Source organism: Roseibium sp. MMSF_3544 (genome assembly GCF_030732845.1).
Lineage (GTDB): Bacteria > Pseudomonadota > Alphaproteobacteria > Rhizobiales > Stappiaceae > Roseibium.
In genome coordinates this window covers 93,246-118,496 of record NZ_JASHKA010000009.1, presented here as the reverse complement: position 1 = coordinate 118,496, position 25,251 = coordinate 93,246, and the positions used below count along the sequence as shown (strand labels likewise).

General features: G+C 59.1%; 27 protein-coding genes. 16 read left to right on the top strand and 11 right to left on the bottom strand.

Annotated elements, in window-relative coordinates; translation table 11 throughout:
• Nucleotides 1-29: 29 nt before the first annotated feature.
• Entirely contained in the window at nt 30-470 is a 441-nt protein-coding gene (locus RBB47_RS14760; protein ID WP_305986589.1) for an Lrp/AsnC family transcriptional regulator, read from the bottom strand.
• 108 nt (nt 471-578) lie between these two features.
• Between RBB47_RS14760 and rocF the strand changes: the two genes are divergently transcribed.
• The gene (rocF, locus tag RBB47_RS14755; protein WP_371932791.1) at nt 579-1,538 is read left to right on the top strand and encodes an arginase; all 960 of its coding nucleotides are present in this window, start codon (nt 579-581) and stop codon (nt 1,536-1,538) included.
• Nucleotides 1,539-1,549: 11 nt separating this feature from the next.
• Entirely contained in the window at nt 1,550-2,635 is a 1,086-nt protein-coding gene (locus RBB47_RS14750) for an ornithine cyclodeaminase (protein ID WP_305986587.1), read from the top strand.
• Nucleotides 2,636-2,770: 135 nt separating this feature from the next.
• Here the strand turns inward: RBB47_RS14750 and pyrF are convergent, their stop codons facing one another.
• The 3 genes from pyrF to RBB47_RS14735 form a co-directional block, all read right to left on the bottom strand.
• Nucleotides 2,771-3,499: an orotidine-5'-phosphate decarboxylase gene (gene pyrF, locus RBB47_RS14745; protein ID WP_305986586.1), complete on the bottom strand. Its 729-nt coding sequence runs from the start codon at nt 3,497-3,499 to the stop codon at nt 2,771-2,773.
• Nucleotides 3,500-3,579: 80 nt separating this feature from the next.
• On the bottom strand, nt 3,580-4,428 hold the full coding sequence (locus RBB47_RS14740) for an SDR family oxidoreductase (protein WP_305986585.1): 849 nt from the start codon (nt 4,426-4,428) through the stop codon (nt 3,580-3,582).
• A gap of 22 nt (nt 4,429-4,450) precedes the next feature.
• Nucleotides 4,451-5,266 (bottom strand): SDR family oxidoreductase, encoded by an 816-nt coding sequence (locus RBB47_RS14735; RefSeq protein WP_305986584.1) that lies wholly within the window; start codon nt 5,264-5,266, stop codon nt 4,451-4,453.
• A gap of 253 nt (nt 5,267-5,519) precedes the next feature.
• On the opposite strand from RBB47_RS14735, the gene hisB reads away from it, so the two are divergent.
• From hisB to RBB47_RS14690, 9 genes are all read left to right on the top strand, one after another.
• Entirely contained in the window at nt 5,520-6,113 is a 594-nt protein-coding gene (gene hisB / locus RBB47_RS14730; RefSeq protein ID WP_305986583.1) for an imidazoleglycerol-phosphate dehydratase HisB, read from the top strand.
• A gap of 14 nt (nt 6,114-6,127) precedes the next feature.
• On the top strand, nt 6,128-6,631 hold the full coding sequence (locus RBB47_RS14725) for a DUF2628 domain-containing protein (protein WP_305986582.1): 504 nt from the start codon (nt 6,128-6,130) through the stop codon (nt 6,629-6,631).
• A complete protein-coding gene (gene hisH / locus RBB47_RS14720) occupies nt 6,628-7,281 on the top strand; it encodes an imidazole glycerol phosphate synthase subunit HisH (RefSeq protein ID WP_305986581.1) in 654 nt (217 codons plus the stop codon). The genes RBB47_RS14725 and hisH overlap by 4 nt, the downstream gene beginning before the upstream one ends.
• A 45-nt stretch (nt 7,282-7,326) precedes the next feature.
• Complete coding sequence (locus RBB47_RS14715) at nt 7,327-7,614, top strand: DUF1330 domain-containing protein (protein WP_305986580.1); 288 nt, start codon at nt 7,327-7,329, stop codon at nt 7,612-7,614.
• A gap of 5 nt (nt 7,615-7,619) precedes the next feature.
• Complete coding sequence (gene hisA, locus RBB47_RS14710) at nt 7,620-8,363, top strand: 1-(5-phosphoribosyl)-5-[(5-phosphoribosylamino)methylideneamino]imidazole-4-carboxamide isomerase (RefSeq protein WP_305986579.1); 744 nt, start codon at nt 7,620-7,622, stop codon at nt 8,361-8,363.
• On the top strand, nt 8,360-9,139 hold the full coding sequence (gene hisF, locus RBB47_RS14705; RefSeq protein WP_305986578.1) for an imidazole glycerol phosphate synthase subunit HisF: 780 nt from the start codon (nt 8,360-8,362) through the stop codon (nt 9,137-9,139). Before hisA ends, hisF begins: the two co-directional genes overlap by 4 nt.
• A 25-nt stretch (nt 9,140-9,164) precedes the next feature.
• Nucleotides 9,165-9,488 carry a phosphoribosyl-ATP diphosphatase gene (locus tag RBB47_RS14700; protein ID WP_305986577.1) on the top strand — a complete coding sequence of 108 codons (324 nt, stop codon included), beginning with the start codon at nt 9,165-9,167 and terminating at the stop codon, nt 9,486-9,488.
• Nucleotides 9,489-9,527: 39 nt separating this feature from the next.
• Nucleotides 9,528-10,493 carry a type I pantothenate kinase gene (gene coaA / locus RBB47_RS14695; RefSeq protein WP_305986576.1) on the top strand — a complete coding sequence of 322 codons (966 nt, stop codon included), beginning with the start codon at nt 9,528-9,530 and terminating at the stop codon, nt 10,491-10,493.
• Nucleotides 10,494-10,679: 186 nt separating this feature from the next.
• Nucleotides 10,680-11,309, top strand: a complete 630-nt coding sequence (locus RBB47_RS14690) for a hypothetical protein (protein WP_305986575.1) — start codon at nt 10,680-10,682, stop codon at nt 11,307-11,309.
• Between the two features lie 97 nt (nt 11,310-11,406).
• On the opposite strand, the gene RBB47_RS14685 is transcribed toward RBB47_RS14690, so the two are convergent.
• From RBB47_RS14685 to RBB47_RS14670, 4 genes are all read right to left on the bottom strand, one after another.
• Entirely contained in the window at nt 11,407-13,095 is a 1,689-nt protein-coding gene (locus RBB47_RS14685; RefSeq protein WP_305986574.1) for a methyl-accepting chemotaxis protein, read from the bottom strand.
• Between the two features lie 174 nt (nt 13,096-13,269).
• Nucleotides 13,270-15,093 carry a hypothetical protein gene (locus RBB47_RS14680; protein WP_305986573.1) on the bottom strand — a complete coding sequence of 608 codons (1,824 nt, stop codon included), beginning with the start codon at nt 15,091-15,093 and terminating at the stop codon, nt 13,270-13,272.
• A gap of 146 nt (nt 15,094-15,239) precedes the next feature.
• The gene (locus RBB47_RS14675; protein ID WP_305986572.1) at nt 15,240-15,785 is read right to left on the bottom strand and encodes an ActR/PrrA/RegA family redox response regulator transcription factor; all 546 of its coding nucleotides are present in this window, start codon (nt 15,783-15,785) and stop codon (nt 15,240-15,242) included.
• A gap of 88 nt (nt 15,786-15,873) precedes the next feature.
• Entirely contained in the window at nt 15,874-17,220 is a 1,347-nt protein-coding gene (locus tag RBB47_RS14670; protein ID WP_305986571.1) for an ActS/PrrB/RegB family redox-sensitive histidine kinase, read from the bottom strand.
• 175 nt (nt 17,221-17,395) lie between these two features.
• On the opposite strand from RBB47_RS14670, the gene secB reads away from it, so the two are divergent.
• On the top strand, nt 17,396-17,899 hold the full coding sequence (gene secB / locus RBB47_RS14665) for a protein-export chaperone SecB (RefSeq protein WP_305986570.1): 504 nt from the start codon (nt 17,396-17,398) through the stop codon (nt 17,897-17,899).
• A gap of 94 nt (nt 17,900-17,993) precedes the next feature.
• Here the strand turns inward: secB and RBB47_RS14660 are convergent, their stop codons facing one another.
• From RBB47_RS14660 to hrcA, 3 genes are all read right to left on the bottom strand, one after another.
• The gene (locus tag RBB47_RS14660; protein WP_305986569.1) at nt 17,994-18,401 is read right to left on the bottom strand and encodes a carboxymuconolactone decarboxylase family protein; all 408 of its coding nucleotides are present in this window, start codon (nt 18,399-18,401) and stop codon (nt 17,994-17,996) included.
• 64 nt (nt 18,402-18,465) lie between these two features.
• The gene (locus RBB47_RS14655) at nt 18,466-19,269 is read right to left on the bottom strand and encodes a molybdopterin-synthase adenylyltransferase MoeB (protein WP_305986568.1); all 804 of its coding nucleotides are present in this window, start codon (nt 19,267-19,269) and stop codon (nt 18,466-18,468) included.
• A 68-nt stretch (nt 19,270-19,337) separates the two neighbouring features.
• Nucleotides 19,338-20,429 (bottom strand): heat-inducible transcriptional repressor HrcA, encoded by a 1,092-nt coding sequence (gene hrcA / locus RBB47_RS14650; RefSeq protein WP_305986732.1) that lies wholly within the window; start codon nt 20,427-20,429, stop codon nt 19,338-19,340.
• Between the two features lie 173 nt (nt 20,430-20,602).
• Between hrcA and rph the strand changes: the two genes are divergently transcribed.
• The 4 genes from rph (at nt 20,603) to phaZ (ending at nt 25,053) form a co-directional block, all read left to right on the top strand.
• Complete coding sequence (gene rph / locus RBB47_RS14645; RefSeq protein ID WP_305986567.1) at nt 20,603-21,316, top strand: ribonuclease PH; 714 nt, start codon at nt 20,603-20,605, stop codon at nt 21,314-21,316.
• Between the two features lie 12 nt (nt 21,317-21,328).
• The gene (rdgB, locus tag RBB47_RS14640; RefSeq protein ID WP_305986566.1) at nt 21,329-21,967 is read left to right on the top strand and encodes an RdgB/HAM1 family non-canonical purine NTP pyrophosphatase; all 639 of its coding nucleotides are present in this window, start codon (nt 21,329-21,331) and stop codon (nt 21,965-21,967) included.
• A gap of 5 nt (nt 21,968-21,972) precedes the next feature.
• The gene (hemW, locus tag RBB47_RS14635; protein WP_305986565.1) at nt 21,973-23,136 is read left to right on the top strand and encodes a radical SAM family heme chaperone HemW; all 1,164 of its coding nucleotides are present in this window, start codon (nt 21,973-21,975) and stop codon (nt 23,134-23,136) included.
• Nucleotides 23,137-23,457: 321 nt separating this feature from the next.
• Nucleotides 23,458-25,053: a polyhydroxyalkanoate depolymerase gene (gene phaZ / locus RBB47_RS14630; RefSeq protein WP_371932795.1), complete on the top strand. Its 1,596-nt coding sequence runs from the start codon at nt 23,458-23,460 to the stop codon at nt 25,051-25,053.
• Nucleotides 25,054-25,251 lie beyond the last annotated feature (198 nt).

The window sequence follows — 25,251 nt, the reverse complement described above, 5'->3', positions numbered from 1 at the left end:
GCGACCCGATTTGCGAGAGCTGAAGAAATTTAGCCGGGCAGGACTGCCGGCCCCTTCCGCGTGTTTAAAAGGAGGTTGGTTTCCGAGCCGGTAATGCCTTCAATCAGGCGAATGCGGTTGAGGGCATCGTCAAAGGCCGCAAGATCTCTCGTTGCGATGTCCAGAACGAGGTCCCATTTGCCGTTGGTCGAGTGAATGGCCCGCACTTCAGTCATCGCGCTCAGGGCACGGATCACCGGATCCGTGTTGTGGCCAGCCACCACCAGCAAGGTGATCGCGCGGATCGGAAGGTCCCGCCAGTCGTCTCGCAGAACAGCTGTATAGCCCAGGATTTCGCCGGTTTCCTGAAGCTTTTCCATGCGCGAGCGGACGGTTGCGCGCGAAACTTTCAGAGCACTTGCCAAATCGGAAACCGATTGACGCCCATCATGGCGCAGCAAAGAGATTAATCGAAGATCCAGATCGTCCATTTTATCATCATGATCAATTCAGCTTCTCAAAATGATAAATTGAGCTGCTCTTTTGATCAATGCTTGGGATTTACTCCGCCGCGCTGCATCCGCACAATTCAGGGGACGATGAACCCGGAGAGCGAAGTGAACGATTCCAGCAGACAGATTGCGCTTGTCGGAGCGCCAGTTGACGATGGCGCCGGCCAGAAAGGTTGTCTGATGGGCCCGGATGCCTACCGCACCGCCGGACTTGCGGAGCAGCTTCAGGCTCTCGGTCATTCGGTGACCGATCACGGCAATCTGCAACAGGCAGCGGTTGGCAATATAGCGTCCACGAACCCCGTTCTGAAAAACCTGAGATCCTATGCCGGCTGGACACGGGCGCTGCATGCGAAAGCCGCCGACCTCGGTACGCAGCCTGTAATCCCGATCTACCTGGGCGGTGACCACGCCATGGCGGCGGGAACCGTGTCGGGTCAAGCCAAGGCCGCCGCGGTTTTGAACCGCCCGCTATTTGTCCTGTGGCTCGACGCACACTCGGACTTTCATACGCTGGACAGTACCGACAGCGGCAATCTGCATGGAACACCCCTTGCCTTTGCGTGCGGCCTTCCCGGTTTTGAAGAGTTGCTCGGGGCACCGCTCGCACATCCGGTCGATCCGAAAAACGTTGAAATTCTGGGCGTCCGTTCCATCGATGCGGCTGAACGCGAGATGCTGCTTAGCCATGGTGTGGGCGTTAGTGACATGCGCCGTATCGATGAAGACGGTGTCGCGACCCTCTTGAGGCCGTTCCTCGACCGCGTTCGTGCAGCGAACGGTCTTCTTCACGTCAGCCTCGACGTTGATTTTCTCGATCCGGAGATCGCGCCGGCCGTTGGGACCACCGTGCCGGGTGGCACGACCTTTCGCGAAGCGCACCTGGTGATGGAACTGCTGCATGACAGCGGTCTGGTGACGTCACTCGATCTCGTCGAGCTCAACCCGTTCCTGGACGAACGCGGAAAGACCGCGCGCCTGATGGTCGACCTGACCGGCAGCCTCTTCGGCCGCCGCGTCTTCGACCGCCCGACGCAAAGCTTCTAGAGGACAGCCTTATGACCCTTACCACTCACAATCCGAAACCTTCCGAACTCGCCTTCGTGCCTTTCGTCAGCGTTGACGACATGATGCGCAACATCCGTACCATCGGCGTGGAAAAGGCGATCCTCGGCATTGCCGAATACATCGAACAGGACTTCCTGCGCTGGGAAAGCTTCGACAAGAAACCGCGCATTCCGGCCCACGCGCCCCAGGGCGTGATCGAGCTGATGCCAACCAGCGACGGTGAAACCTTCGGGTTCAAATATGTCAACGGCCATCCCCAGAATGTGCGCGAAGGCCTGCAGACCGTGACCGGTTTCGGGGTTCTGTCGGAACTGTCCACTGGCTATCCGGTTCTCTTTACCGAGATGACCATCCTGACGGCGCTGCGCACAGCCGCGACGTCGGCACTGGCCGGCAAATACCTGGCTCCGAAAGGATCCAGAACTATGGCGATCATCGGGAATGGCGCGCAGTCCGATTTCCAATGCCTGGCTTTCAAGGAAATGGTCGGCATCACCGAGATCCGCGCCTATGACATTGATCCGGAGGCGAGCCTTCGTCTGGCCCGGAACCTTGCCAATTCTGGTCTGGACCTGACCATCTGCAAGACCCCAGAAGATGCCATCGAAGGCGCTCAGGTCATAACAACGGTGACCGCGGACAAGAAATACGCGACGATCCTGACCGACAACATGGTCGGCTCGGGCGTCCATATCAACGCGATCGGCGGCGACTGCCCGGGCAAGACCGAGCTGCACAAGGACATTCTCCTGCGTTCCGATATCTTCGTCGAGCTTCCCGAACAGACCCGGATCGAGGGCGAGTTGCAGCAGCTTCCCGAAGACCATCCGGTTACGGAGCTGTGGCAGGTCTATGCCGGCAAGGCGTCAGGCCGCACGTCCGACGATCAGATCACGCTGTTCGACAGCGTCGGCTTTGCCATCGAGGATTTTGCGGCGATGCGCTACGTCCGCGACCTGCTGCCGAAAACCGGCCACTTCGAAAAAATCGACCTGCTGGCGGACCCCGACGATCCGCGCGACCTCTACGGCATGGTGCTGCGTTCAAGCGCTGCCGACGACAACCAAGCGGCATGAAAAAACAAAGACCGTGATTTTTGACTGGCCACCGCACTTGCGGTGGCTTTTTTCTTGGGCCGAAGTTTGGGGAAAGCGTTTCAGTCACGTTCTTCGTCGAGCGCTGCGACCCCCACCCCTAAAACCGGTTGTTACCTACCCCAACGCCGCCTCGATCTCCGACACGACCGCATCTGCCGCAGCGCCCGGATCTTCGGCCTGGCTGATGGGACGCCCCACGACCAGATAGTCGCTGCCGGCCCGGATGGCGTCTTCGGGTGTCATGACCCGGCGCTGGTCGCCAGCAGCGCTTCCCTTCGGGCGAATTCCAGGCGTGACGATGACCAGTTCGTCGCCCAGGATGGGTCGCAGTTTCTCTGCTTCCGTTGCCGCGCAGACGATACCGCCCATGCCTGCCGCGCGCGCATCACGCGCCCGCGCTTCGACCACATCAGAAATCGGCCCGCGATAGCCGGCGGCCACAAGATCGTCCTCGTCCATGGAGGTCAGGACCGTCACACCGAGGAGACACAAGTTCGGATTGCCGTCTTCCATCAAGCCCTTGACTGCCGCCCGCATGGTCTTCGGGTAAGCATGTAGCGTCATGAAGGTCATGCCCATTTTGGCAACGTTCTTCACGGCTCGGGTGATGGTATTGTCGATGTCATGGAGCTTGACGTCGAGAAAGATCTTTTTGCCGTCCTCAGCGAGCTCCCGCGCAAATTCCAGTCCGCCAGCGAACTGGAGCTCCATCCCGATCTTGTAGACGCCGACCTTGCCGTCGGTCTGGCTGACCAGCCTTTCGGCCTCCTGGACTGTCGGGACGTCGACAGGCAGCATCAAACGGTCGAGCGCGGTTTTCGGGGCGAACGGGCTGGTCGGCATGGAGCGGGCTCCTTTTGGATGTCGGGAAGGCGCCCCGTCCATAGCACTCAGGTTGCCGCATGACCAGAGAAGGTTGTATTTTACACTTTTCCCGTCGTCTCGAACTCTGAAAACGCGTCCTTGTAGTCCGGATGCCAGCGGGAGAGCGCCGGCCGGTTCTCGATGATATCGCCGACCGACCATGCGGCACGGCGGTTGTCGCGGGTGTTGTCGACATCATTGTCCGGACACAGAACGTAGAAATCGCCTTCCGTCATACGCTCGATGAAATAGTCGACCGTTTGCTCGCTGGTCCAGGCTGCGGCCGGTTTTTCCGGCAACCACGACGAAATCATGCCGGTGTAGGTGAAGCCCGGCACAAACAGATGCACCGAAATCGGTGCACCTTCTTCACGCAGCTCATGAGCGAGTTGCTCGCTGAGAACTTTCACCGCCGCTTTTGTGGCATTGTAGCCCGGATTGCCCGGTGGCGTCGTGATTCCCTGCTTGGATCCGGTGTTTATGATCACCGCCGGACGCCCGGCCTCGATCATGCGCGGAGTAAAGGCCTGGACGCCCCGCAGTATGCCGAAGAAGTTGACGTCCATCATGCGTGTCCAGGCATCGAAATGGTCCCAGCACTTGGACGACTGGCCGATGCCGGCATTGTTCATCAGGACCGCGACGGGACCTGCATCAAAAGCAGTGTCGGCAAGGGATTGAACCTGCGCCATGTCCGCGACGTCTGTCGGCACCGCCAGGACAGTTGCCCCGGCTGCAGTGACTGTGCGGATCTCTTCAGTTGCCGCGTCGAGACGTTCGCCTGGCAGGTCGGCGAGGATGACCCCGAGACCTTTCTCTGCGAAACGGCGGGCTGCTACCAGACCGACCCCGCTGGCGGCTCCGGTCACGACCGCAAGACCGCCTTCGGAAACTGCTTCTTGATACATCAACCTGCCTCTCCCGAACTGGCTAAAGACCGAGCTGGCCCTTCAACGCGCGAATGAACGCAGCGTCGCCGAATTTCTCACGGTTGTCGAGATACTCTTCCGCGTCCGCGCCCGCCCTGTAACGCAATGTATCGGTTCCGTCGGTGGCGGCTTGCCAGATCACGTCGGCGACGACAGACGGCTCGGAGCCGTTGTTCCCGGCTTCGCCGAGGGCCGCAAACAGCTTTTGAACCGTTTCCTGATATTCACCCAGGGTTTCGTCATTGCTGAAATCGAAGGACCGGCCCGCAAAATCGGTCTGGATGACGCCTGGCTCAATGATTTTTATCTTCACGCCGAACGGCTCCAGTTCGAAATGCAGGGATTCAGACAGGCCTTCAACGGCGAACTTTGTGCCGTGATAAAGCGTTCCGAGCGGGAACGTTATCTGGCCGCCGATGGAGGAGACGTTGATGATCGTACCGCTCCTGCGCTCACGGAAATGCGGCAGAACGGCCTTTGTAACCGCCAGAAGGCCGATAACATTTGTGTCGAATTGCCGCCGGATTTTCTCGATGGAGGTTGCCTCAAGCGGTCCGTAGGCACCGTAACCGGCGTTGTTCAAGAGAACGTCGATCTGGCCGAACTTCTCGATCGCCTGGGCGACAGATGCTTCGATGGTCCATTCATCGGTGACGTCCAGACGGGCCACGAGCACATTCGGATTGTCGGCGAGGGCACCTGCCTTGTCCGGATTGCGCATCGTCGCAACCACGTTCCAGCCCTTGTCGAGGAACAATTCCGCAGTGCTGCGTCCGATACCGGTGGAAGCGCCGGTGATGAGGATGGTCTTGGTCATGCCTGTCTCCTGAAAACTCGTTCGCGCCAACCGGTGACGGCCGGCATGTTCGGCAATATCGGAACGCCAAGGACGATTTTTCGGGTGAACTGCGCCAAATGACTTGCAGAAGACGCCAAACCTCCGATCTGGCAGCCGCGGGACTTCCGGCCAGGCAAACCGGCCAAGTTGGACTGCACGTGGCTATTTCATTAGCGGGTTCAGGCTGCTACAACACCGCCGGTTCCTCACTTCAGAGCAAGGACGACGGCAAATGCGTACAGCGAGTGTATCGCGCGACACCAAGGAAACCCGCATTTCGGTCGAGATCAATCTCGATGGAACGGGCAGTTATGACGTTGCAACCGGTGTCGGTTTCTTCGATCACATGCTGGAACAGCTGTCACGCCATTCGCTGATCGACATCAAGGTGCGCGCCGAGGGCGACACCCATATCGATTTCCACCACACTGTGGAAGACACCGGGATTGCACTGGGCCAGGCGATTTCAACCGCGCTGGGCGATATGGCCGGCATCACGCGGTATGCCGACACTCACCTTGCAATGGACGAGGCCCTGACCCGGTGTGCGCTCGATGTGTCCGGCCGGCCCTTCCTGGTCTGGGACGTAACATTCGACCGGGACAAGGTCGGCGATTTCGATACCGAGCTCTTTGAAGAGTTCTTCCGGGCTTTTGCCATGAATGCGGGCATCACCCTTCATATTGCCAATCTTTATGGGTCCAATTGCCACCATATCGCGGAAACCTGCTTCAAGGCGGTTGCGCGCAGCATGCGCAAGGCCGTTGAGATCGATCCGCGTCAGGCGGACCGGGTTCCGACGACGAAAGGCCAGTTGGGCGGCTGAAGGACTATCGGCAAATGAGTACTTACGTTGTGATGGCGCCGCCGGAATTCCGGGATCTGGCAGGAGACCCGCGCGAGAGCGACCGGCTTCTGTTCATTCCAGACCGGTTTTCCGTTCTGGCCTTTGTTTTTTCGATCATCTGGATCCTGGTGCACCGCATGTGGCTGGTGTTCCTTGGATATCTTGCGCTGACACTGGCAATTGAGCTTCTGGCGCTTGCACTTGGGAACGAGGCAACTGGAGTTGTCGCCTTGACGATTTCCTTGCTGTTCGGGTTCGAGGCGCAGGCGCTGCGCCGCTGGTCGCTGGAGCGCAAGGGCTGGCGCGTGGTCGGCATTGTCGATGCCGCCAATCCCGCTGAAGCCGAACTTCGCTACATTCACAAGGAAGCCGGAGAGACTGTCCCTGATGAACCGCAGCCAGACCTGCCGCCGCGCCCGGTCCACAATCCGATCGTCCCGCGCATCGGCAGCGAGCGGGTCGTCGGCCTGACACTTGGTCCGGAGCCCCGACAATGACGGTTGCCATCATCGATTACGGCTCGGGCAATCTACGCTCGGCGGAGAAGGCTTTTGAGCGCGCTGCGCGTGCCCACGCCCGCATGCCGGATGTGATCGTCACCGCCGACCCTGATCGTGTCCGAAAGGCAGATCGGATCGTGTTGCCAGGCGTCGGCGCCTTTGCCGACTGCAAACGCGGCCTCTGGTCGGTCGAGGGCATGCCTGAAGCGCTTCAGGAAGCCGTTCGCGACGCGGGTAAACCGTTTTTCGGCATCTGTGTCGGCATGCAGCTCATGGCAGAGCGGGGCCTTGAGTTCGAAACCGTTGACGGCCTCGGCTGGATCAAGGGCGATGTTTCGGAGATGAAACCCGCCGATGCATCGCTGAAAATCCCGCATATGGGCTGGAACACGATTGATGTCCGGCCCGAAAGCCACCCTGTTTTCAAGGGTCTCAGCACGGGGTCGGACGGGCTGCACGCCTATTTCGTTCACTCCTTCCACTTCGCCTGTTCTGAGGAAACAGACCGGCTCGCTACGTTCGACTATGCCGGCACTTTCACGGCGATGGTGGCAAAGGACAACATGATCGGAACCCAGTTCCACCCGGAAAAGAGCCAGCGGCTGGGTCTGGAGCTGATTGCCAACTTCCTGGACTGGACACCGTGAGCTGCGGGAAGTTGCCCGCAAAGAGGGCGCAGAGGGAGAAGTGATGTGAGCAAGGGATACTGGATAGCAAGGGTGGATGTCCGCGACCCGGACAACTACCTGCAATATGTCGAAACGGCGAAGCCGGCTTTCGAGAAGTTTGGTGCAAATTTTCTTGCCCGGGGCGGCAAGACCAACGCGATCGAAGGCCCGGGCCGCGCACGCAACGTTGTCATTGAGTTTCCGAGTTTCCAGCACGCGGTCGATTGCTATAACTCGCCGGAATACCAGGAAGCGGTGAAAATCCGCCAGAAAGTTGCCGATGGCGAAATCGTCATCGTGGAAGGACTGTAACTAGAATGATCCTTTTTCCCGCCATCGATCTGAAGGATGGCCAGTGTGTGCGCCTGAAGCTCGGCGACATGGACCAGGCGACCGTCTTCAACGACGATCCGGGCGCACAGGCAAAGGCCTTTGAAACTCAGGGTTTTGAGTGGCTGCATGTGGTTGACCTCAATGGCGCTTTTGCCGGTGAAAGCGTCAATGGCTCTGCTGTTGATGCAATCCTCGCCGCCACGGCCAATCCGGTACAGCTTGGCGGCGGGATCAGGACGCTGGACCATATCGAAACCTGGCTCGAGAAGGGCATCACCCGGGTCATTCTCGGCACGGTTGCCGTGCGCGACCCGGATCTGGTGAAGGAAGCCTGCCGGAGATTTCCGGGAAAAATCGCTGTCGGTATCGATGCCAAGGGCGGCTATGTCGCTGTCGAGGGTTGGGCGGAAACCTCTGAACTGACAGCCGTCGATCTTGCAAAGCAGTTCGAGGATGCCGGTGTTTCAGCCATCATCTACACCGATATTGACCGGGACGGGGTCCTGAAAGGGCTCAACATCCCGTCAACGCTCGAGCTGGCGAGGTCTGTTTCCATCCCCGTGATTGCCTCCGGCGGCCTCGCCTCGATCGACGACATTCACCGCCTTCTGGAACCGGACTGCGCCATTCTGGAAGGTGCGATTTCAGGCCGGGCGCTTTATGACGGGCGGCTTGATCCGAAAGAGGCAATGGATCTGATCCTGCGGGACCGGAGAAAAGCATCATGACCCTGAAAGCCCGTGTCATTCCCTGTCTGGACGTGAAGGACGGCCGTGTCGTCAAGGGTGTCAACTTTGTTGATCTGGTCGATGCAGGCGATCCGGTGGAAGCCGCAAAGGCCTATGACGCTGCGGGGGCCGACGAACTCTGTTTTCTCGACATCACGGCCAGTCACGAGGGACGCGATACAATCTACGATGTGGTCCGGCGCACCGCGGAAGCCTGTTTCATGCCGGTGACGGTTGGTGGCGGTGTCCGCACGGTCGAAGACATCCGCAAGCTCCTGATTGCCGGGGCGGACAAGGTATCGATCAACACCGCCGCGGTCAGAAACCCGGATTTCGTGCGCGAGGCGGCGGAAAAATTCGGCGCCCAGTGCATTGTCGTTTCCATCGATGCCAAGCAGGTCAATCAGCCCGGCGAGCCTGAAAAATTCGAAATTTTTACCCATGGCGGGCGCAATCCGACCGGTATTGACGCGATCGAATTTGCGAAGAAGGTGGTCGCGCTTGGTGCTGGCGAACTGCTGGTCACCTCCATGGACCGGGACGGCACCAAGGCCGGCTACAACATTGCACTGACACGGGCAATTGCCGATGCCGTGCCGGTGCCGGTGATTGCGTCCGGAGGTGTCGGCACGCTCGATCATATGGTCGAAGGGGTGCGCGACGGACACGCGACGGCGGTTTTGGCCGCGTCGATCTTCCACTTCGGCGAATACACCATCCACGAAACCAAGAAATACATGAACGACGCAGGTATACCGATGCGTCTCGACCTTTGATGTTTCTCCTACGAGCGCTAGCCAAATGACCAAGTTCACACTGGACGATCTGGATGCCATAGTCGCAGCGCGCGCGAAAAGCGACGATGAAAAGTCCTATACGCGCAAGCTTGTGAACAAGGGCGTGGCAAAATGCGCCCAGAAGCTGGGGGAAGAGGCGGTTGAGGCGGCGATCGCCGCCGTGAGGCGGGATCGGGAAGAGTTGACGGCGGAAGCCGCCGATGTGCTTTATCATTTGTTGGTGGTTCTGAACGTATCCAATGTTTCGCTTGAGGAGGTCATGGCGGAGCTCGGGCGGCGTACGGGACAGACCGGACTAGAGGAAAAGGCCTCCCGGCCTCAGGAGTGATTGTCCGCCGAAAGGCAGCGCAGCGGGAACTGCGAGACGATGGATCAGAAAGTCGCAACGGCCCTGGACATGGACCTGTCCCCCTACCGGGTGTTCACCGAGCGCCAGTGGTCCCGTTTGCGCGCTGACACACCGATGACGCTCGATGAACACGAGGTCGAGCAGCTCCAGGGTCTGAATGCGCCGGTCTCCATGCAGCAGGTCGAGACCATCTACCTGCCGCTCTCCCGCCTATTGGCCTTCTATGCCGAGGCCACGATCGGCATCCATCAGGCAACGCAGAACTTCCTCGGCCATCGCGAGGGCAAGTCACCATTTATCATTGGCGTTGCGGGCTCTGTCTCGGTCGGCAAGTCAACGACATCCCGTGTTCTGCGCGAACTGCTGGCCCGGTGGCCCGCAAGTCCCAAGGTCGACCTGATCACGACAGACGGTTTTCTCTATCCCAATGCCATTCTTGAAGCGGAAGGGTTGATGTCGAAAAAGGGCTTTCCGGAAAGCTTCGACCGTCCGCGGCTTCTAAAATTCCTTTCTGATATCAAGGCCGGCCGGCGTCACGTGCGCGCACCGGTCTATTCGCACTTTTACTATGACGTCATGCCCGGCCACACGATCACCGTCGACAAGCCGGATATCCTGATCGTCGAGGGCCTGAATGTCCTGCAGGCCCGGGAATTGCCGAAGGACGGCCGCGCCGTGCCGTTTGTCTCGGATTTCTTCGATTTTTCGGTCTATATCGATGCGGATGAGGATCTTCTGCGCAAATGGTATGTCGACCGGTTCATGCGGCTGAGAGAGACAGCGTTCCGCGACCCGGGATCCTACTTCCATAAATTCTCGCGAATAACCGACGAGGAAGCGCTTGAGACAGGTGAGAAGATCTGGAACGAGATCAACCTGGTCAACTTGCGCGAAAACATCTTTCCAACGCGTCCGCGCGCCGATCTGATCCTGTCAAAGGATGCCAGCCACCGGATCTCCAAGGTCGCCCTTCGCAAGATCTGAAGCCGGACGGCAGCACTTGAATTCAACTTAGATTGCTGGAGTTCGGAAAGTGAGGTTATCGGGCACAGCCCCCTTTCCCATCGCGGAGCAGATATTCCTGCTCCTGCGCAACCAGACCGAATTGCTTCTTTCAAGTCGCTTTCGACTTTCACAATCCGGCCTCTCGCCAAACAGAAACAGACAAACATGTCCCGCATGCACCTGCAAAACCGCGTTCTGCCGACCGGCGAAATCGTTTCGGCACCCTTTCGTGGAACGTTGACCGGAAACCGTGGGATACTGCCCTTCGACGCCAGCGGCCAGCTCGGCACGTCCCGCTGGAAACACCAGCACTGGATCATCTGCACATTGACGCATCCAAGAGGCCGGTATCACGGGCCTCAGCCCGCGAGGGGATGGACACCACTCTTTTTCCTCAACGAGGCGGTCGCGCTCGCCGCTGGCCACCGGCCGTGCGCTTATTGCCGGCCGCAGGCCTATCGCGCCTGGCAACGCGCCTGGATCGACGCGCACGGAGATCCGTCAGGGCACAAGGAAATGGATGCAGCTCTTCATGCTGCCAGAGTGACAAGAAACAGGCAGCAGATCCGCTATTTTGCAGGCTTACGGGACCTGCCGGACTACACCTTCGTTCTGTTTCAGGAGCACCCGCACATGGTGCTTGGTCAACACCTGGTCCCCTTCGCACCCGATGGCAACGCAGACCCGCTTCTCAGGCACAAGGTCGATGATTTGCAGGTCGAGGTTCTGACGCCAGGGCCAACTGTTGCCGTTCTGGCATCCGGTTATCGGCCCGATGTGCCTGAAGCCCGTTGACACGACCGGAGTTTGGGAAGTGTAGCGGCTCCCTCTCCCATGGGGAGAGGGCCGGGGTGAGGTGAAAGGTGCGTTTGCGACCTATCTCAAGGCTGCATCAAGCGACGGACCGTTGGCGGACCTCGTCGAGGAACGTTGCGACCTGGCCGCGCAGCTGCGCAGCATTGTCCTTCAGTTCCTGTGCCGAGGTGTCGACCTTTTCGGCGGTATCCCGCGTGTTTTCAGCTGCCGCCGCAACGCTTTCGATATTGGTGGTCACGTCGACTGTGCTGCGGGAAGCCTCGGTCGCATTGGTGGCAATCTCCTGGGTCGCAACACCCTGTTCATCGACAGAGGCGGAGATTGAGGAGGCAATCTCGTTCATGTTGTTGATGATTTCGGTGACCGATGAAATCGCGCTTGCCGCGTGACCTGTTTCTTCCTGGATTGCCGAAATCTGGCTGGAAATCTCTTCCGTTGCCTTGGAAGTCTGGTTGGCCAGTTCCTTGACTTCGGCCGCGACGACCGCAAATCCTTTGCCGGCCTCGCCTGCCCGCGCCGCTTCGATGGTGGCGTTGAGCGCAAGGAGGTTCGTCTGTTCGGCAATTGCCTGGATCAGCGTGACGACTTCCCCGATCCGGCTGGCCGATTCCGACAAGCCGCTCATGCGCTGATTGGTCGATTGCGCTTCTCCGGCGGCCTTGGCTGCAATCTCGCTGGAGGACTGAACCTGCCTGCGGATTTCGTTGACCGATGCGGACAACTCTTCAGCCGCGGCCGCAACCGTTTCGACGTTGTGGGCGGCCTGCGACGATGCATTTGAGACCAGTCCGCTCTGTTCGGTCGTCTGTGTGGCTACTCCGGTCATATCGGCGGAAGCTGTCTGCAGGTTCTGGACCGAGCTGTCGATGATGTTCAGCATGTCCATGATCTGGCGATCGAACTCGCCGCTGAGCTGCTGGATCTCCGATCCCTTCCGGGCAGCGTCTTCCTGCGCAGCGTTCTGCTGGTCCTCCAGCGCACGCCGTTCGGTTTCGTTGTGCACGAAGACCTCCATCGCGGACGCCATCTGGCCGATTTCATCGCCGCGGTTTGCGCCTTCAATTGAGATGTTTGTATTGCCCTCCGCCAGCGTGCTCATGTTGGCCGTGAGTGCGCGCAATGGACGAACCGTCTGGCGGACTGCAATAATCGCGATCATGATCGCAATCCCGGCACCGAAAACAGCGAGCGCGATGATGGTCGTGGCAGCGCTCCAATAGGCCGCTTCGAGGTCATCGACATAAACACCGGTTCCGATCATCCAGTTCCAGTCTTCAAAGCCCGCGCCCCAACCGTATTTCTCGATTGCTATCTCGCTGTTCGCGCGTGGCCAGAAGTAAAGCATCGACCCGCCGCCTGCCTTGGCGACATTGATCAGCTCCTCGACCAGACGGACACCCGTCTTGTCGGTAAAATCCATCATGTTTGTGCCGACGAGCGTCGTCTTCGGATGAACCAGGTTCATGCCGGTATAGTCATAGACGAAGAGATAGTTGTCGCCTTCAAAGCGGATCGCCCCAATCGCGGCCTTGGCGGCAGCCTGGGCTTCTTCAAGGCTCATCTCGCCATCTTGCTCAAGCTGGTGAAAGTGAGCCGCAATCGCAACGCCGCCGTTGGAAATGTCCTCGATTTTCCGCATCCGTTCATCGAACATCGCTGAATAGAGGCTGTTCAGGCTGATCGTGCAGATCGCCACGGTGAAAACGAGGATCGTCGCGATCGGGAGACTGATCTTCCAGGTGATGGGCCAGCGAGCGAAGGACATGTCGGGTGATTCCTCTCGTATTGCAGTGCGAGAATGAAGTCCCGAAATTGCTGACCAAAGGCTTAAGAAATCACGCGCGAGAAGACGAATTTCAAGTGTTTGCACACCTAGGCAAGCGGTGCTCGTAAAATCTGCCTAAGTACTTTCAAATACTACGCTTTATGTCTGCAACTTTTACCTGCGTGCGCAGAAGACATCCCGTAATCCGGGACGTGACCAGGTCGCGTTTTCCAGTTGGCCCTTCAGCACGTGCCCCTGGGCCTCGAAATGGAATGTGTTTGCGCCACCCAGCCGCTGCAGTGTCACGGCGCCATAGCCCATTTCCGCAACGGTCGCGAGTTGCCCGTCCGTCGAGAAGACGACATTCAGATCAATACCGGCGGTGCACAGGTAGTCGGCGACGTTGGTTCGGGCGGCCTGCTGCTGAAAATTCGGCTGGTTGGTACCGCCGACGCTTCCCGGCGGAACCGGACCATTCGGAATGCCCGTGTTGAACTGGTCGTTCTGAAATCCGCCTTGTCCGTTCAGGTCTGCGCCGAAGCCGCCACCGGTGTTGTTGCCGAACGTCGACGGCCCGCTAATCGTGATTTCCCGGTAGGGCGACTGAGTCACGTAGATACCGCGACATTCGCCAGTGGCGCCGCGAACAGTCCACGCGTGGGAAAGGAACGTCTGCTGGTCCAGAACCTGCCCCGGTTCAAGGCGCGCATAGGGACGTTCTCCCCCGCGGTAGTCGACCCAGTTGACCTCGACAGGCTGTTGGCTGGCGTTTCTGAAGATGATCTGGCCTGGACGAACGGCTTCGACGGACCGCACACGGCCAAGTTCGTTACACGAGAGATCCGAACTGGGATCCTGGCCCGGAACACCAAAGGCGTCATCGCCGACAATCTGTTGCGGCAACGCACAGGTGGCCACGAAGAGGCGCACCGGACTGGCACTGCCCTTTAGCGAAACCGGATAAGCAGGAAGGCCTTCAACCGACACGGAGAGTTCTGCCTCGCGGATCATTGCCTCCCAGAGCGGGTCGGTCATCTCGATATTGACTTCGGGCAGGGAAACGCCGGCATCATTTGCGTTGGACGATCCAAACGCGTTGTAGGTTGTCGAAAATCCGCCAGCCGTCACGCGGATCGCCTGAGGCATGCCTTCCTGCAACCCGGCGGGTGCTTGCTGGAACGTGATTTTCGCAAAACCCGCCTGGGTCGTGCAATCGGCCCGGAAATCGCGGTCATTGGTCTGCGGCACGATATGTTGCAACACGGACGGTGCGCCGGGCTGGCTTCCGGGTTCTGACACCCATTCACGATTTTCTGTCGGCGAAACCAGGATGGCCTGCGCGTTGCCGGCGCCACCCGACAGGCTGTCCCGGACGAGGTTCTCGAAATTGTCGGGAGTGCCGGTGTCATCGGTTCCGGGCGTCGAAATCGCTGTTTCGACTTCTTCAAGCGGCTCAAGACCGTCTGAATCTGCCGGCGGGGTGACCTCGACAATAGAAGGCTGCTCCTCCTGGACAGGACTTTGCTCGGTCGTTGCCGCCGTCTGGGTTTGGCCGGTCTCGGCCGGTGCGCTGGTGACAGCGCCTGTGGATACTCCTGAAGATGTGCCGACAATACGTGCCGCAGCGCCGGGTTTGCCGTCGCTCGTGACGTCCACGACAAGGGTGCTGCCGCTGCACAGATTGGCATCACGGTGCAGAATTCGGCTGTTTTCGAGAGTCACTTCTAATTTGACATCGCACGGCGGCAATGTGTTGTCGCTGCCCATCGTATCGATCACGACGCCGTTTTCATCGCGGCTGATGATCGGGCGGTATTTCTTGTCGACGGTTATGGATCGAATACCGGGTTCCGCCGGCTGCACATTAATGCGGACGGTTTCCGGAACCGATTGCGCAAGCGCAGCGGGGCCGTACGTCAGGAAAACGGCGCTACAGGCGGCAAGAAGGCCGGATTTGAAGGCAGGCGTATGCGTGTTTCGAGCAGCAGCAAGCCGCATGTACGATCTCCGTCGGAGCGCTCGTCACCTGAACCGAGTATTATCCCGTTCTTGGGTGCGAAGCCTTGAGAACCACCAATAAGATCTACTTAGGCAAAGTGGCGTTGAAAGGGCAACCCCGCATGAGGCCGTTATCCAGCGCGCCGTCAGCGCGGCGCGCGCTTGGCAAGGATCCGCTGCAGCGTCCGCCGGTGCATGTTCAAGCGACGTGCTGTTTCAGAAACATTGCGGTCGCACAGTTCGTAAACGCGTTGGATGTGTTCCCAACGGACACGGTCTGCAGACATTGGATTTTCAGGCGGCTGAGCCTTGTCTTCCGGCTTGCGGGCCAGGGCGGCGACAATGTCGTCCGGGTCAGCCGGTTTGGCAAGGTAATCAATCGCGCCAAGTTTCACGGCAGTCACGGCTGTTGCGATATTGCCGTAGCCGGTCAGAACGATGGCGCGCGCGTCCGGGCGTTTCTGGCGGATCTGTTCGATGACATCAAGACCGTTGCCGTCCTCCAACCGCATGTCGACGATCGCATAAGCAGGTGCACCGCGCGAGATCTTGGCAGAGGCATCTTGAACACCGTCCGCTGTCTCGGTGGTAAAACCGCGCTTTTCCATCGCGCGCGCCAGCCGTTGCTGGAACGGCTTGTCATCGTCAACGATCAGGAGGCTTGTGTCTCCGGATCCGTTCAAAGTACTCATTTGGTCCGTCATGGCTCGTTACCGTTATTTTTACGTCTTCTTGTGCAGGCCGGATGAGTTTTTTGCCAACGAACCTGCCAAAGAAAGCCTATTTATTGCCGTTATGGGGCGAAAATGACGTTTCGTCCACTCTGGAACCGCCTTCGAACATCGCGCGCGGCCAGCTGACGCGGATATGGGCGCCCCTGCCCGGGGGCGCTTTGTTCTCAAGTTGAAGTTTCGCGCCGGTGCGCTCCAGAAGCGTTTTGGCGATGAATATTCCCAGACCCAGGCCACCGCCCGTACTGCCCCGCGAAGATTTGCCGGCCCGGACCGACACATAGGGATCGCCGATTTTTCCAAGGATATCGACCGAAAAGCCCGGCCCGTCATCCCGGATCGAAATCCAGAGTGTTTCGGCATCCCACTTCGCCGTGACATCGACCCGCGCCTTGGCAAAATCGACTGCATTTTCAACCAGGTTTCCCAATCCGTAACGGATTGCGGCATTCCGTGTGCCGACCGGTTCCGGACCCACGCCGTCATGGGTCGAATGGATTGCGACGCCTGTGCCCCGGTGCGGATCGATAACATCTTCCAGAAGCTGCGACACCGGCATGCGCTGATAGGTCTGGTCTTCTTCGCTGGAAAGACTTGCCAGTTGCTTCAGGATTTCCCGGCACCGTTCGGCCTGTGAGCGGATCAGCGCCACGTCCTCGCCTCTGAAGTCGCCGCTTTCGAATTCGTCGGTCAGCTCCTTGGCGACAAGGTAAATGGTCGCAAGCGGCGTGCCGAGTTCGTGGGCGGCAGCCGTCGCCAACCCATCAAGCGCATTGAGGTGCTGCTCCCGTGCAAGCACCAGCTCTGTTGCGGCAAGGGCGTCGGCAAGCTGCCGGGCTTCTTCAGCAACCCGGAACGCATAAACCGCCATGAACCCGAGCGTCAGAACAAGTGCAATCCAGATGCCGGCCGAATAAATGACCGGAAGCACGAAATCCTCGTTGTCCGGCCACGGCAGCGGGAAATGGAAAACGGCCAGAAAACTTGCGCAAAGCGTTGCCAAGACACCGAGCATGAATGTGTAGCGCGCGGACAGGCCGGTCGCGGACACCATCACAGGCGCCATCAGGAGAAAGGCAAACGGATTTCCGAGCCCGCCGGTCAGGAACAGGAGACCACTCATTTGCACGATATCGTAGGCAAGCTGAACTGCGGCAGCACGTTCCGAAAGCCGCATGGCGGACGGCCAGCGGACCTTGAGGAAGATGTTGAGCCAGGCAGAAAGCGCCACCATGGCGAATGCGGGGCCCGCGGGCAGGGAGTAGCCGAGACCAACATAGACAACCAGCAGAGCCGCCGACTGGCCGCCGACTGCGAGCCACCGCAGTCTGACCAGTGTGTCGAGTTTCAGCTGCCGGTGCGGCAGTGTAATGTTGGATGCGGGTTGATCCGTCATGGCCCCTTTTGAATCGGATTCCCGCCGCTGACAAGGCCATAGCCCTTGTGCGCGCCCTTTTGAGATGTTAGCCAGCCGCTAACAGGGTTGTCCGGATCACGCGGGCCGGCGGCCGTCCGGAGGGATTTCAGAACTCTTCATTTCAGATCAGCACCGCGAAACGGAATGAAACAAGATGACCGATACGAATGACGGCGGCGCACAGCCGCAGACAGAAGGCGCTGCAGCACCCGGCATGCATATCCTGGGTCAGTACATCAAGGACCTGTCGTTTGAAAACCCGAACGCACCGCGGGCACTCGCTCAGGGGGATCAGCCGAAACTTGACATCAACGTCAATGTCGGTGCGCAGGCGATGGCTGACGACCAGTTCGAGGTTATCCTCACGCTGAGCGCCAAGGCGGAACGTCCGGACCTGGTAATGTTCAATGTCGAGCTGGTCTATGCCGGTCTCTTCAAGATCACCGGCGTGCCGAAAGAGCACATGCATCCGTTTGTGATGATCGAATGCCCGCGCATGATCTTCCCCTTCGCACGCAACATTCTGTCCGAAGCGACCCGCAACGGCGGCTTCCCGCCGCTCATGCTCGATCCGATCGACTTCGCGCAGCTCTACCGCCAGAACATGGCGCAGCAGGCCGCCGCTCAGCCGGAAGGTGAGCAGCCGCAACCGAACTGACGTCATCCGGCGTTCCTTTGGAAAAACCCGCTCTGATCGACTGATCGGCGCGGGTTTTTTGTTGGAAATTTGCCGCTCAGGAATGTTCAAAGCTCTAGCTGACTTCGAATTCCGGATCGACCGGAACCTGCAGAGACGTGACGAGCGTGTTTGTCATTGCGGCGAGCGCGATGATCTGGAGCAATTCGCCGTGTTCCTCGTCCGTCATGCCCTTGGCACGAGCCGCCGCAGTGTGGGAATGGACGCAGTAACCGCAGCTGTTGGCCGATGACACGGCGATATAGATCATTTCCCGGGTCTTGGGGTCGAGCGCACCAGGCGTCGCCATGACCGCCTTGACCTGGTCCCAGGTCCGTTTCAGTCCCTGCGGATCGTTTGCGAGCGCGCGCCAGATATTGTTGATGAAGTCCGAACCGCGCGTTTCCCGGATATCGTCAAAGACCGCCTTGACCTCAGGGATCGCTTCAGCCTCGGCATTTGACATCAGTTTCGCGGTCGCCATGGCATGCTCCTCGTATCTTGTTGGATTGTTCGGCGGGACCCGGGTTCCTGAATTTCCACCGTCCTTACGCTTCCTCCAGAAGCTCCGCCCAGCTTTTCGGGGTCTCTCCGTTTAGCGGGTTCCTGGGCGATCGCTTGTAACGGATCGTTTCCATCCGGAAGCTGCGGGCGTCGAACATGATCATTCTGCCGACCAGTCCCTCGCCGGTTCCGGTGATCTCCTTGATCACCTCCATGGCCTGCATGGCCCCGACAATGCCGGTCAGGGCTCCCAGAACGCCTGCTTCCGCGCAGGTCGGCAACAATCCGTCGCGCGGTTTCTTGGGAAACAGGCAGCGGTAGGTCGGATTGAGAGTGCCGTCCTTGCCGGTTTCAAACGGCCTGAGGGTTGTAATCGAGCCATCGAATTGTCCAACAGCGGCGGTGACAAGTGGCTTTTCGGCAAAAAAACAGGCGTCAGAGACCAGATATCTCGTGTCGAAATTGTCCGATCCGTCGACAACAAGATCGTAGTTGGAAACAAGCGCAAGCGCGTTGTGCCCGGCAAGGCGCGTTGGATGGGGTTCGACTTTGACGTTCGGATTGAGCCGCGCGATGGCCTCCGCGGCGCTGGCGACCTTGGGTTCGCCGAGCCGGTCGGTGTCGTGAATGACCTGTCGCTGCAGGTTCGAAAGCGACACCGTGTCATCATCGACGATCCCGAGCGTGCCGATACCGGCTGCAGCGAGATATTGCAGGACAGGCGCCCCAAGGCCGCCGGCGCCGATCACCAAAACACGGGCATTCTTCAGCTTCTGCTGGCCGGGGCCGCCGATTTCCTGCATCACGATGTGGCGGGCATAACGTTCAAGTTCGGCAGCGGAAAGCATGAATAGTCCTGCGTCAGCGATTGTAATTCAGCCACATCGGCCTTGCGTCTGGAATAAAAGACATGGCTTCACCCGAGGATCTTGCTGACCAGCCGGGCCGTATAATCCACCATCGGGATCACACGCGCGTAATTCAGGCGGGTCGGACCGATCACGCCGAGCACGCCGACGATGCGCTGGTTGCTGTCGCGGTAGGGTGAGACCACGAGGGACGAGCCTGACAGGGAAAACAGATTGTTTTCCGAGCCGATGAAGATGCGGACACCATCACCCTTTTCGGCAAGGCCGAGCAGGTGAATGAGGTCTTTCTTGTTTTCAAGATCGTCAAACAGAAGCCGGATCCGTTCCAGGTCTTCGACGGCGTCAAGATCGGTCAGCAGGTTGGACCGGCCGCGGACAATCAGCGTGCCCGGATCGCCGCTGTTGTCACCGCCCCAAACGGCAAGACCCGCACTGATGACCTTCTGGCTCAACTGGTCGAGTTCGGCCTGATCGGCATCGCGCACCCGCTCCAGTTCCGTTCGGATTTCCGGGATCGTCCGTCCCTGGATCTGGGCGTTGAGATAATTTGTTGCCTCGACCAGTGCGGAAGACGGCAGGTTGGCCGGCAGATCGACCACCCTGTTTTCGACCGAACCGTCTTCGCTGACCAGAATAACGAGCGCCTTTTGAGGTTCGATACGCACGAATTCGATGTGTTTCAGCCGCATGTCGGATTTGTGCGTCAACACGACACCGGCACCCATCGACAGGCCCGAGAGCATCTGGCTCGCTTCGGTCAGCACTTGCTCGGTCGAATTGGCCTCGGTGGACGCCCTCACCTGAACATCGATCTGGCTGCGTTCCGCTTCGGTCAGATCGCCGACTTCCAGCAATGCATCGACAAAGAAGCGCAAGCCGATTTCCGTTGGCAAGCGCCCCGCGCTCGTATGCGGCGAATGTAGCAGGCCGAGATGTTCCAGGTCCGACATCACGTTGCGAACCGAGGCCGGTGACAGGGACATGGACAGGTTGCGGGAGACATTCCGGGAACCGACCGGTTCCCCGGTCTCCAGATAGGTCTCGACAATCGAGCGAAAAATCTCCCGGGATCTTTTGTCGAGGTCGCTCAGACTCAATGCAGGTTCTCCATATGGGTGGCTGGGGCCGCACAGGAAAATTCGTCTTACACCCAAGATATAGGCGCAAAATGGGTCCGGCGTGAAGCAGGGCCTTTACCTTGGACGAATTTGAAGTCTACAAGGCGCAGTAACACTAGGGTCCGTACCCTGGGAAAAACTGGCGATTTCGAACAAACGGATTTCGAATCGGACGAGGGTCGAAAGGAAATTTCATGCGTCCATCAAAACGCGCAGCCGACGAACTCCGGGCGGTGACCCTGGAGCGCGGTGTTTCCAAGCACGCGGAAGGGTCGTGTCTGGTCAAGTTCGGTGACACACATGTGCTTTGTACAGCCAGTTTGGAAGAGCGGGTACCGCCCTGGCTGCGTGGCCAGAACCGGGGTTGGGTGACGGCGGAATACGGCATGTTGCCGCGCGCGACCGGCGATCGGATGCGCCGCGAGGCGAGTGCTGGAAAACAGTCCGGCCGCACCCAGGAAATCCAGCGCCTTATCGGCCGCTCTCTGCGCGCGGTCGTGGATCTGCAAGCGCTGGGCGAAGTTCAGATCACAGTCGACTGCGACGTGGTCCAGGCCGACGGTGGTACACGCACGGCGGCGATCACCGGCGCCTGGGTGGCTCTGCGCGACTGTATCGAATGGATGCGGGCACGGGACATGGTGACGGGAGACGTCCTGACAGACCAGATTGCCGCGATTTCCTGCGGGATCTACGAGGGTACACCGGTCCTTGACCTCGACTATGCCGAAGACAGCACCGCCGAGACGGATGCAAATTTTGTCATGACGGGCTCTGGCGGCATTGTCGAAATCCAGGGTACGGCGGAAGGCGTACCGTTTTCCGAGGACGAATTCGGTCAGCTGATGGGCCTGGCAAAAGCCGGCATCAATCGTCTCGTCGATCTGCAGAAAATGGCAATTCTCTAGGAAAACCGACGCATGGATCACCGCAAACTCGAACCCGGCAAGCTTGTTGTTGCAAGTCACAACAAGGGAAAGATCCGCGAAATCAACGACCTGCTTGCGCCATACGGGTTTGAGGTGGTGTCTGCTGCCGAGCTCGATTTGCCGGAGCCGGAGGAAGACGGACTGACGTTTGAAGCCAATGCCGCCATCAAGGCGGTGGCGTCCGCCGAGGCGTCCGGTCTGCCTGCTCTGGCCGATGACAGTGGGTTTTGCGTCGAGGCGCTGGATGGCGACCCGGGGATTTATTCCGCCCGCTGGGCCGGACCCGGCAAGGATTTCGCCATGGCAATGCGGACGATCGAGGAAAAGTTGCGCAGTCTGAAGGTCGAAGCACCCGAAGAGCGGCGTGGATCTTTCGTTGCGGTGCTCTGCCTTGCCTGGCCGGACGGCCACAAGGAATATTTCCGTGGCGAGGTCGAAGGGCTGGTGGTCTGGCCACCACGCGGCAGCCAGGGCTTCGGGTATGATCCGATGTTCCAGCCGGACGGTCATGAGCGCACGTTCGGCGAAATGTCCGCAGAAGAAAAACACGGACTTTCCGCGGACAAAGATCCGCTGTCGCATCGCGCCCGGGCATTCAAGATCTTCGCGGAAGGCTGTCTGGAGGGATAACTCACGTGACCACCCAACGGTCAACCGACGGCGGCTTCGGGATTTATGTGCACTGGCCGTTCTGTGCCGCCAAGTGCCCCTATTGCGACTTCAACTCCCATGTCCGCCATCAACCGGTCGATCAGGAGCGTTTCTGCGCAGCGTTCGAAAACGAACTCAGCTATTTTGCCGATCTGACGAAAGGCAAAACCGTCCAGTCCGTGTTTCTCGGCGGTGGCACGCCGTCCCTCATGGAGCCTGCAACGGTCGAGCGCGTGCTCAACGCGATCTCGGACCGCTGGACGATGGACGGCGACGCTGAAATCACGCTGGAAGCCAATCCAAGCTCAGTCGAGGCAAACCGGTTCAGAGGATACCGCACAGCCGGAGTGAACCGCGTTTCGCTTGGTGTTCAGTCCCTGAACGACACGGATTTGAAGCTGCTCGGCCGCCTTCACGACGCAGCGACTGCGCGTGCAGCCATCGAGACGGCGCGCGCCACCTTTCCGCGCCTGTCTTTCGATCTCATCTACGCCCGGCCGGATCAGACGCCCGCTGAATGGGCAGCCGAGCTTGATCAGGCAATCGGCCTGGCAGCCGATCATCTGTCGCTTTACCAGCTGACGATCGAGGAAGGCACGCCCTTTTACAGGCTCTACATGGCCGGGAAGCTGAAGACGCCCGAACCGGAACTGGGTGCGGAATTTTACGAGCTGACCCAGGACGTTACTGCTGCGGCCGGATTGCCGGCTTATGAGGTTTCCAACCATGCCCGCCCCGGTGCGGAATGCCGCCACAACCTCGTTTACTGGCGATATGGCGACTATGTCGGTGTCGGGCCGGGTGCGCATGGGCGGCTGACGGTGGGCGCAAGCCGGTTGGCGACGTCCACCGAAAGCCATCCCGAGACCTGGCTGGAAAATGTTGAAGGCAACGGGCACGGCCTGATCGAAGAAGTTGGGCTGAACGAGGAGGAACAGGGAGACGAGTTTCTTCTCATGGGCCTCAGGCTGACGGAAGGGATCGATCTCAGCCGTTATGAAAATTTCGCTCACCGGTCGGTGGACCCCAAGCGCCTGAAAGCGCTTTTGGAGCACGAAATGGTGGAAGAAATCGGGGAAAACCGGATCCGGGCGACGCGGGAGGGGTTTTTCGTACTCGATGCGGTGGTTGCCGACCTCGCGGCTTGAGCCGGGACGATCTCTGCGGCAATTAATTCTACCAGCTTGATTTAAATGCCCTATCTGCTTTGTGCGCTGCAAAGAAATTCGATGCCGAAACGAGTTTGGCAGTGACTTGGACTGCTTAGACGATTTTTCGACTAGCAATTAGCAGTATTGCGGCTGCCTGATTGCCTAGCTATTGTGCTGCGATGCAAAACATGGTGCCATAAACAAACGGGCCGCGAATAAATGTTTATAAACTTCGCCAAGGGGGCAGGCGGCGGCTTCGTAAACAAGGGAGACGCGCCTTTGCCGTTTTATCACCTTTACGAGCTGAACCACGCGGCCATGGCGCCGTTCAGAGCACTCGCGGATATGACGCGGCTCTACTTCCAGAATCCTCTAAATCCCTGGACACACACCAGTTTCGGCCGGCAGATTGCCGCCGGATGTGAAGTGCTTGAACGCACCACGCGACGCTACGGCAAGCCGGAATTCGGTTTAAAGGAAACCGTGGTCGGCGGTGTGCGCGTGCCGGTGCGCGAAAACATTGTCTGGAGCAGACCCTTTTGCGACCTGGTGCGTTTCGAGCGCGGGGTCACCTCGCACCGCAACGACCCCAAGGTGCTGATTGTTGCGCCGATGTCGGGCCACTACGCGACTTTGCTGCGCGGCACCGTCGATGCTCTGATGCCGAATGCGGACGTCTACATTACCGACTGGATCGATGCACGCATGGTGCCGATCCAGGATGGTAAATTCGATCTGGACGACTACATCGATTACATCATTTCCATGCTGCATTTCCTGGGTCCGGACACCCATATCCTCGGTGTCTGCCAACCATCCGTTCCGGTGCTGGCAGCTGTCGCGGTGATGGAAGACCGGGAAGATCCTTATATTCCCGACACCATGACGCTTATGGGCGGTCCGATCGACACCCGCGTTGCGCCAACGGTCGTGAACGACCTTGCGGTGACGAAGGGCATTGATTGGTTCAAGAGCAATGTCGTGATGAAAGTGCCGTTCCCGCATCCCGGGTTCATGCGCGACGTTTATCCCGGTTTCCTGCAGCTTTCCGGCTTCATGAGCATGAATCTGGACCGCCACGTCACGGCGCATCGCGAATTCTTCCAGCATCTCGTGGAAGGGGATGGCGACAGCGCTGAAAAGCACCGCGATTTCTATGATGAATATCTGGCGGTTATGGATCTGACGGCTGAATTCTACTTGCAGACGGTGGAGACCGTGTTCATCAGGCACGCCCTGCCGACCGGCACGATGGAGCATAATGGCAGGCTCGTCGACTGTAGCAAGATCACGCGCACCGCGCTGCTGACGGTCGAAGGTGAGAAGGACGATATCACCGGCCGCGGCCAGACCAAGGCAGCTCACGATCTTTGCACGAGCCTTCCGGAAGATATGAAGGCGCATTACGAACAGCCGGATGTCGGTCACTACGGCGTCTTTAACGGGTCCAGGTGGCGTTCCGAGATCGCTCCGCGGGTCATGGACTTCATCAGGTCCAACCGGTCGGGTGCGCCCCGTAAAGCGCAGGTGCGTACACCTGCCAAACCCACGGCTCCAGCTAAACCTGCAGCCCCGGTGAAAACTGCAGCCCCGGCAAAAGCCGAGGCACCGGCAAAGCCCAAATCCGCGCCGAAACCCAAGTCAAAACCCGCACGGAAACCTAAGCGCGGATCGCTGGCGGAAGTTCTTCTCAGCAAGCCGGATGGTGCCGCCGATGACCTTAAGGCGATCAGTGGTGTCGGACCGAAACTGGAATCTTCTCTGAACGAAGCAGGCATTTTCCACTATTGGCAGATTGCCGCGTTGACTGGAGACCAGATCGAAGCGCTCGACACCAAGCTCGACTTCCGTGGACGGATCGAGCGCGACAACTGGATCGAACAGGCGCGCCAGCTTTCGGAAACCGTAAGCTGAACAAGACAACCAGGGTGCTGCTTGCGCAGCACTCCTTTTCCCTTTCTGGCGACAACACAACCTCAACCTGAGGAAGCGCAGAGCGCTGTCTCGGAGGATGGGTGGCCATCTTCTTTTCAAGCGGTTTTTCCTGCGAGATACGCGCCTTCAACAAGCTCTTCCGGATGATGGTCAAAACGAGAAGTCATCCGCGGCGCG

Excerpts from the sequence above, each read along its gene's own strand:
- RBB47_RS14675 (WP_305986572.1), bottom strand. The coding sequence starts at position 15,785 with ATGAGTACTTTGAACGGATCCGGAGACACAAGCCTCCTGATCGTTGAC.
- rocF (WP_371932791.1), top strand. The coding sequence starts at position 579 with ATGAACCCGGAGAGCGAAGTGAACGATTCCAGCAGACAGATTGCGCTT.
- RBB47_RS14685 (WP_305986574.1), bottom strand. The coding sequence starts at position 13,095 with ATGTCCTTCGCTCGCTGGCCCATCACCTGGAAGATCAGTCTCCCGATC.
- RBB47_RS14735 (WP_305986584.1), bottom strand. The coding sequence starts at position 5,266 with ATGACCAAGACCATCCTCATCACCGGCGCTTCCACCGGTATCGGACGC.
- phaZ (WP_371932795.1), top strand. The coding sequence starts at position 23,458 with ATGGCGCCGTTCAGAGCACTCGCGGATATGACGCGGCTCTACTTCCAG.
- rph (WP_305986567.1), top strand. The coding sequence starts at position 20,603 with ATGCGTCCATCAAAACGCGCAGCCGACGAACTCCGGGCGGTGACCCTG.
- hisF (WP_305986578.1), top strand. The coding sequence starts at position 8,360 with ATGACCCTGAAAGCCCGTGTCATTCCCTGTCTGGACGTGAAGGACGGC.
- hisH (WP_305986581.1), top strand. The coding sequence starts at position 6,628 with ATGACGGTTGCCATCATCGATTACGGCTCGGGCAATCTACGCTCGGCG.
- RBB47_RS14760 (WP_305986589.1), bottom strand. The coding sequence starts at position 470 with ATGGACGATCTGGATCTTCGATTAATCTCTTTGCTGCGCCATGATGGG.
- RBB47_RS14660 (WP_305986569.1), bottom strand. The coding sequence starts at position 18,401 with ATGGCGACCGCGAAACTGATGTCAAATGCCGAGGCTGAAGCGATCCCT.
- RBB47_RS14740 (WP_305986585.1), bottom strand. The coding sequence starts at position 4,428 with ATGTATCAAGAAGCAGTTTCCGAAGGCGGTCTTGCGGTCGTGACCGGA.
- coaA (WP_305986576.1), top strand. The coding sequence starts at position 9,528 with ATGGATCAGAAAGTCGCAACGGCCCTGGACATGGACCTGTCCCCCTAC.
- RBB47_RS14655 (WP_305986568.1), bottom strand. The coding sequence starts at position 19,269 with ATGCTTTCCGCTGCCGAACTTGAACGTTATGCCCGCCACATCGTGATG.
- pyrF (WP_305986586.1), bottom strand. The coding sequence starts at position 3,499 with ATGCCGACCAGCCCGTTCGCCCCGAAAACCGCGCTCGACCGTTTGATG.
- hisB (WP_305986583.1), top strand. The coding sequence starts at position 5,520 with ATGCGTACAGCGAGTGTATCGCGCGACACCAAGGAAACCCGCATTTCG.
- RBB47_RS14700 (WP_305986577.1), top strand. The coding sequence starts at position 9,165 with ATGACCAAGTTCACACTGGACGATCTGGATGCCATAGTCGCAGCGCGC.
- RBB47_RS14750 (WP_305986587.1), top strand. The coding sequence starts at position 1,550 with ATGACCCTTACCACTCACAATCCGAAACCTTCCGAACTCGCCTTCGTG.
- secB (WP_305986570.1), top strand. The coding sequence starts at position 17,396 with ATGACCGATACGAATGACGGCGGCGCACAGCCGCAGACAGAAGGCGCT.
- RBB47_RS14725 (WP_305986582.1), top strand. The coding sequence starts at position 6,128 with ATGAGTACTTACGTTGTGATGGCGCCGCCGGAATTCCGGGATCTGGCA.
- RBB47_RS14680 (WP_305986573.1), bottom strand. The coding sequence starts at position 15,093 with ATGCGGCTTGCTGCTGCTCGAAACACGCATACGCCTGCCTTCAAATCC.
- hisA (WP_305986579.1), top strand. The coding sequence starts at position 7,620 with ATGATCCTTTTTCCCGCCATCGATCTGAAGGATGGCCAGTGTGTGCGC.
- RBB47_RS14690 (WP_305986575.1), top strand. The coding sequence starts at position 10,680 with ATGTCCCGCATGCACCTGCAAAACCGCGTTCTGCCGACCGGCGAAATC.
- rdgB (WP_305986566.1), top strand. The coding sequence starts at position 21,329 with ATGGATCACCGCAAACTCGAACCCGGCAAGCTTGTTGTTGCAAGTCAC.
- RBB47_RS14670 (WP_305986571.1), bottom strand. The coding sequence starts at position 17,220 with ATGACGGATCAACCCGCATCCAACATTACACTGCCGCACCGGCAGCTG.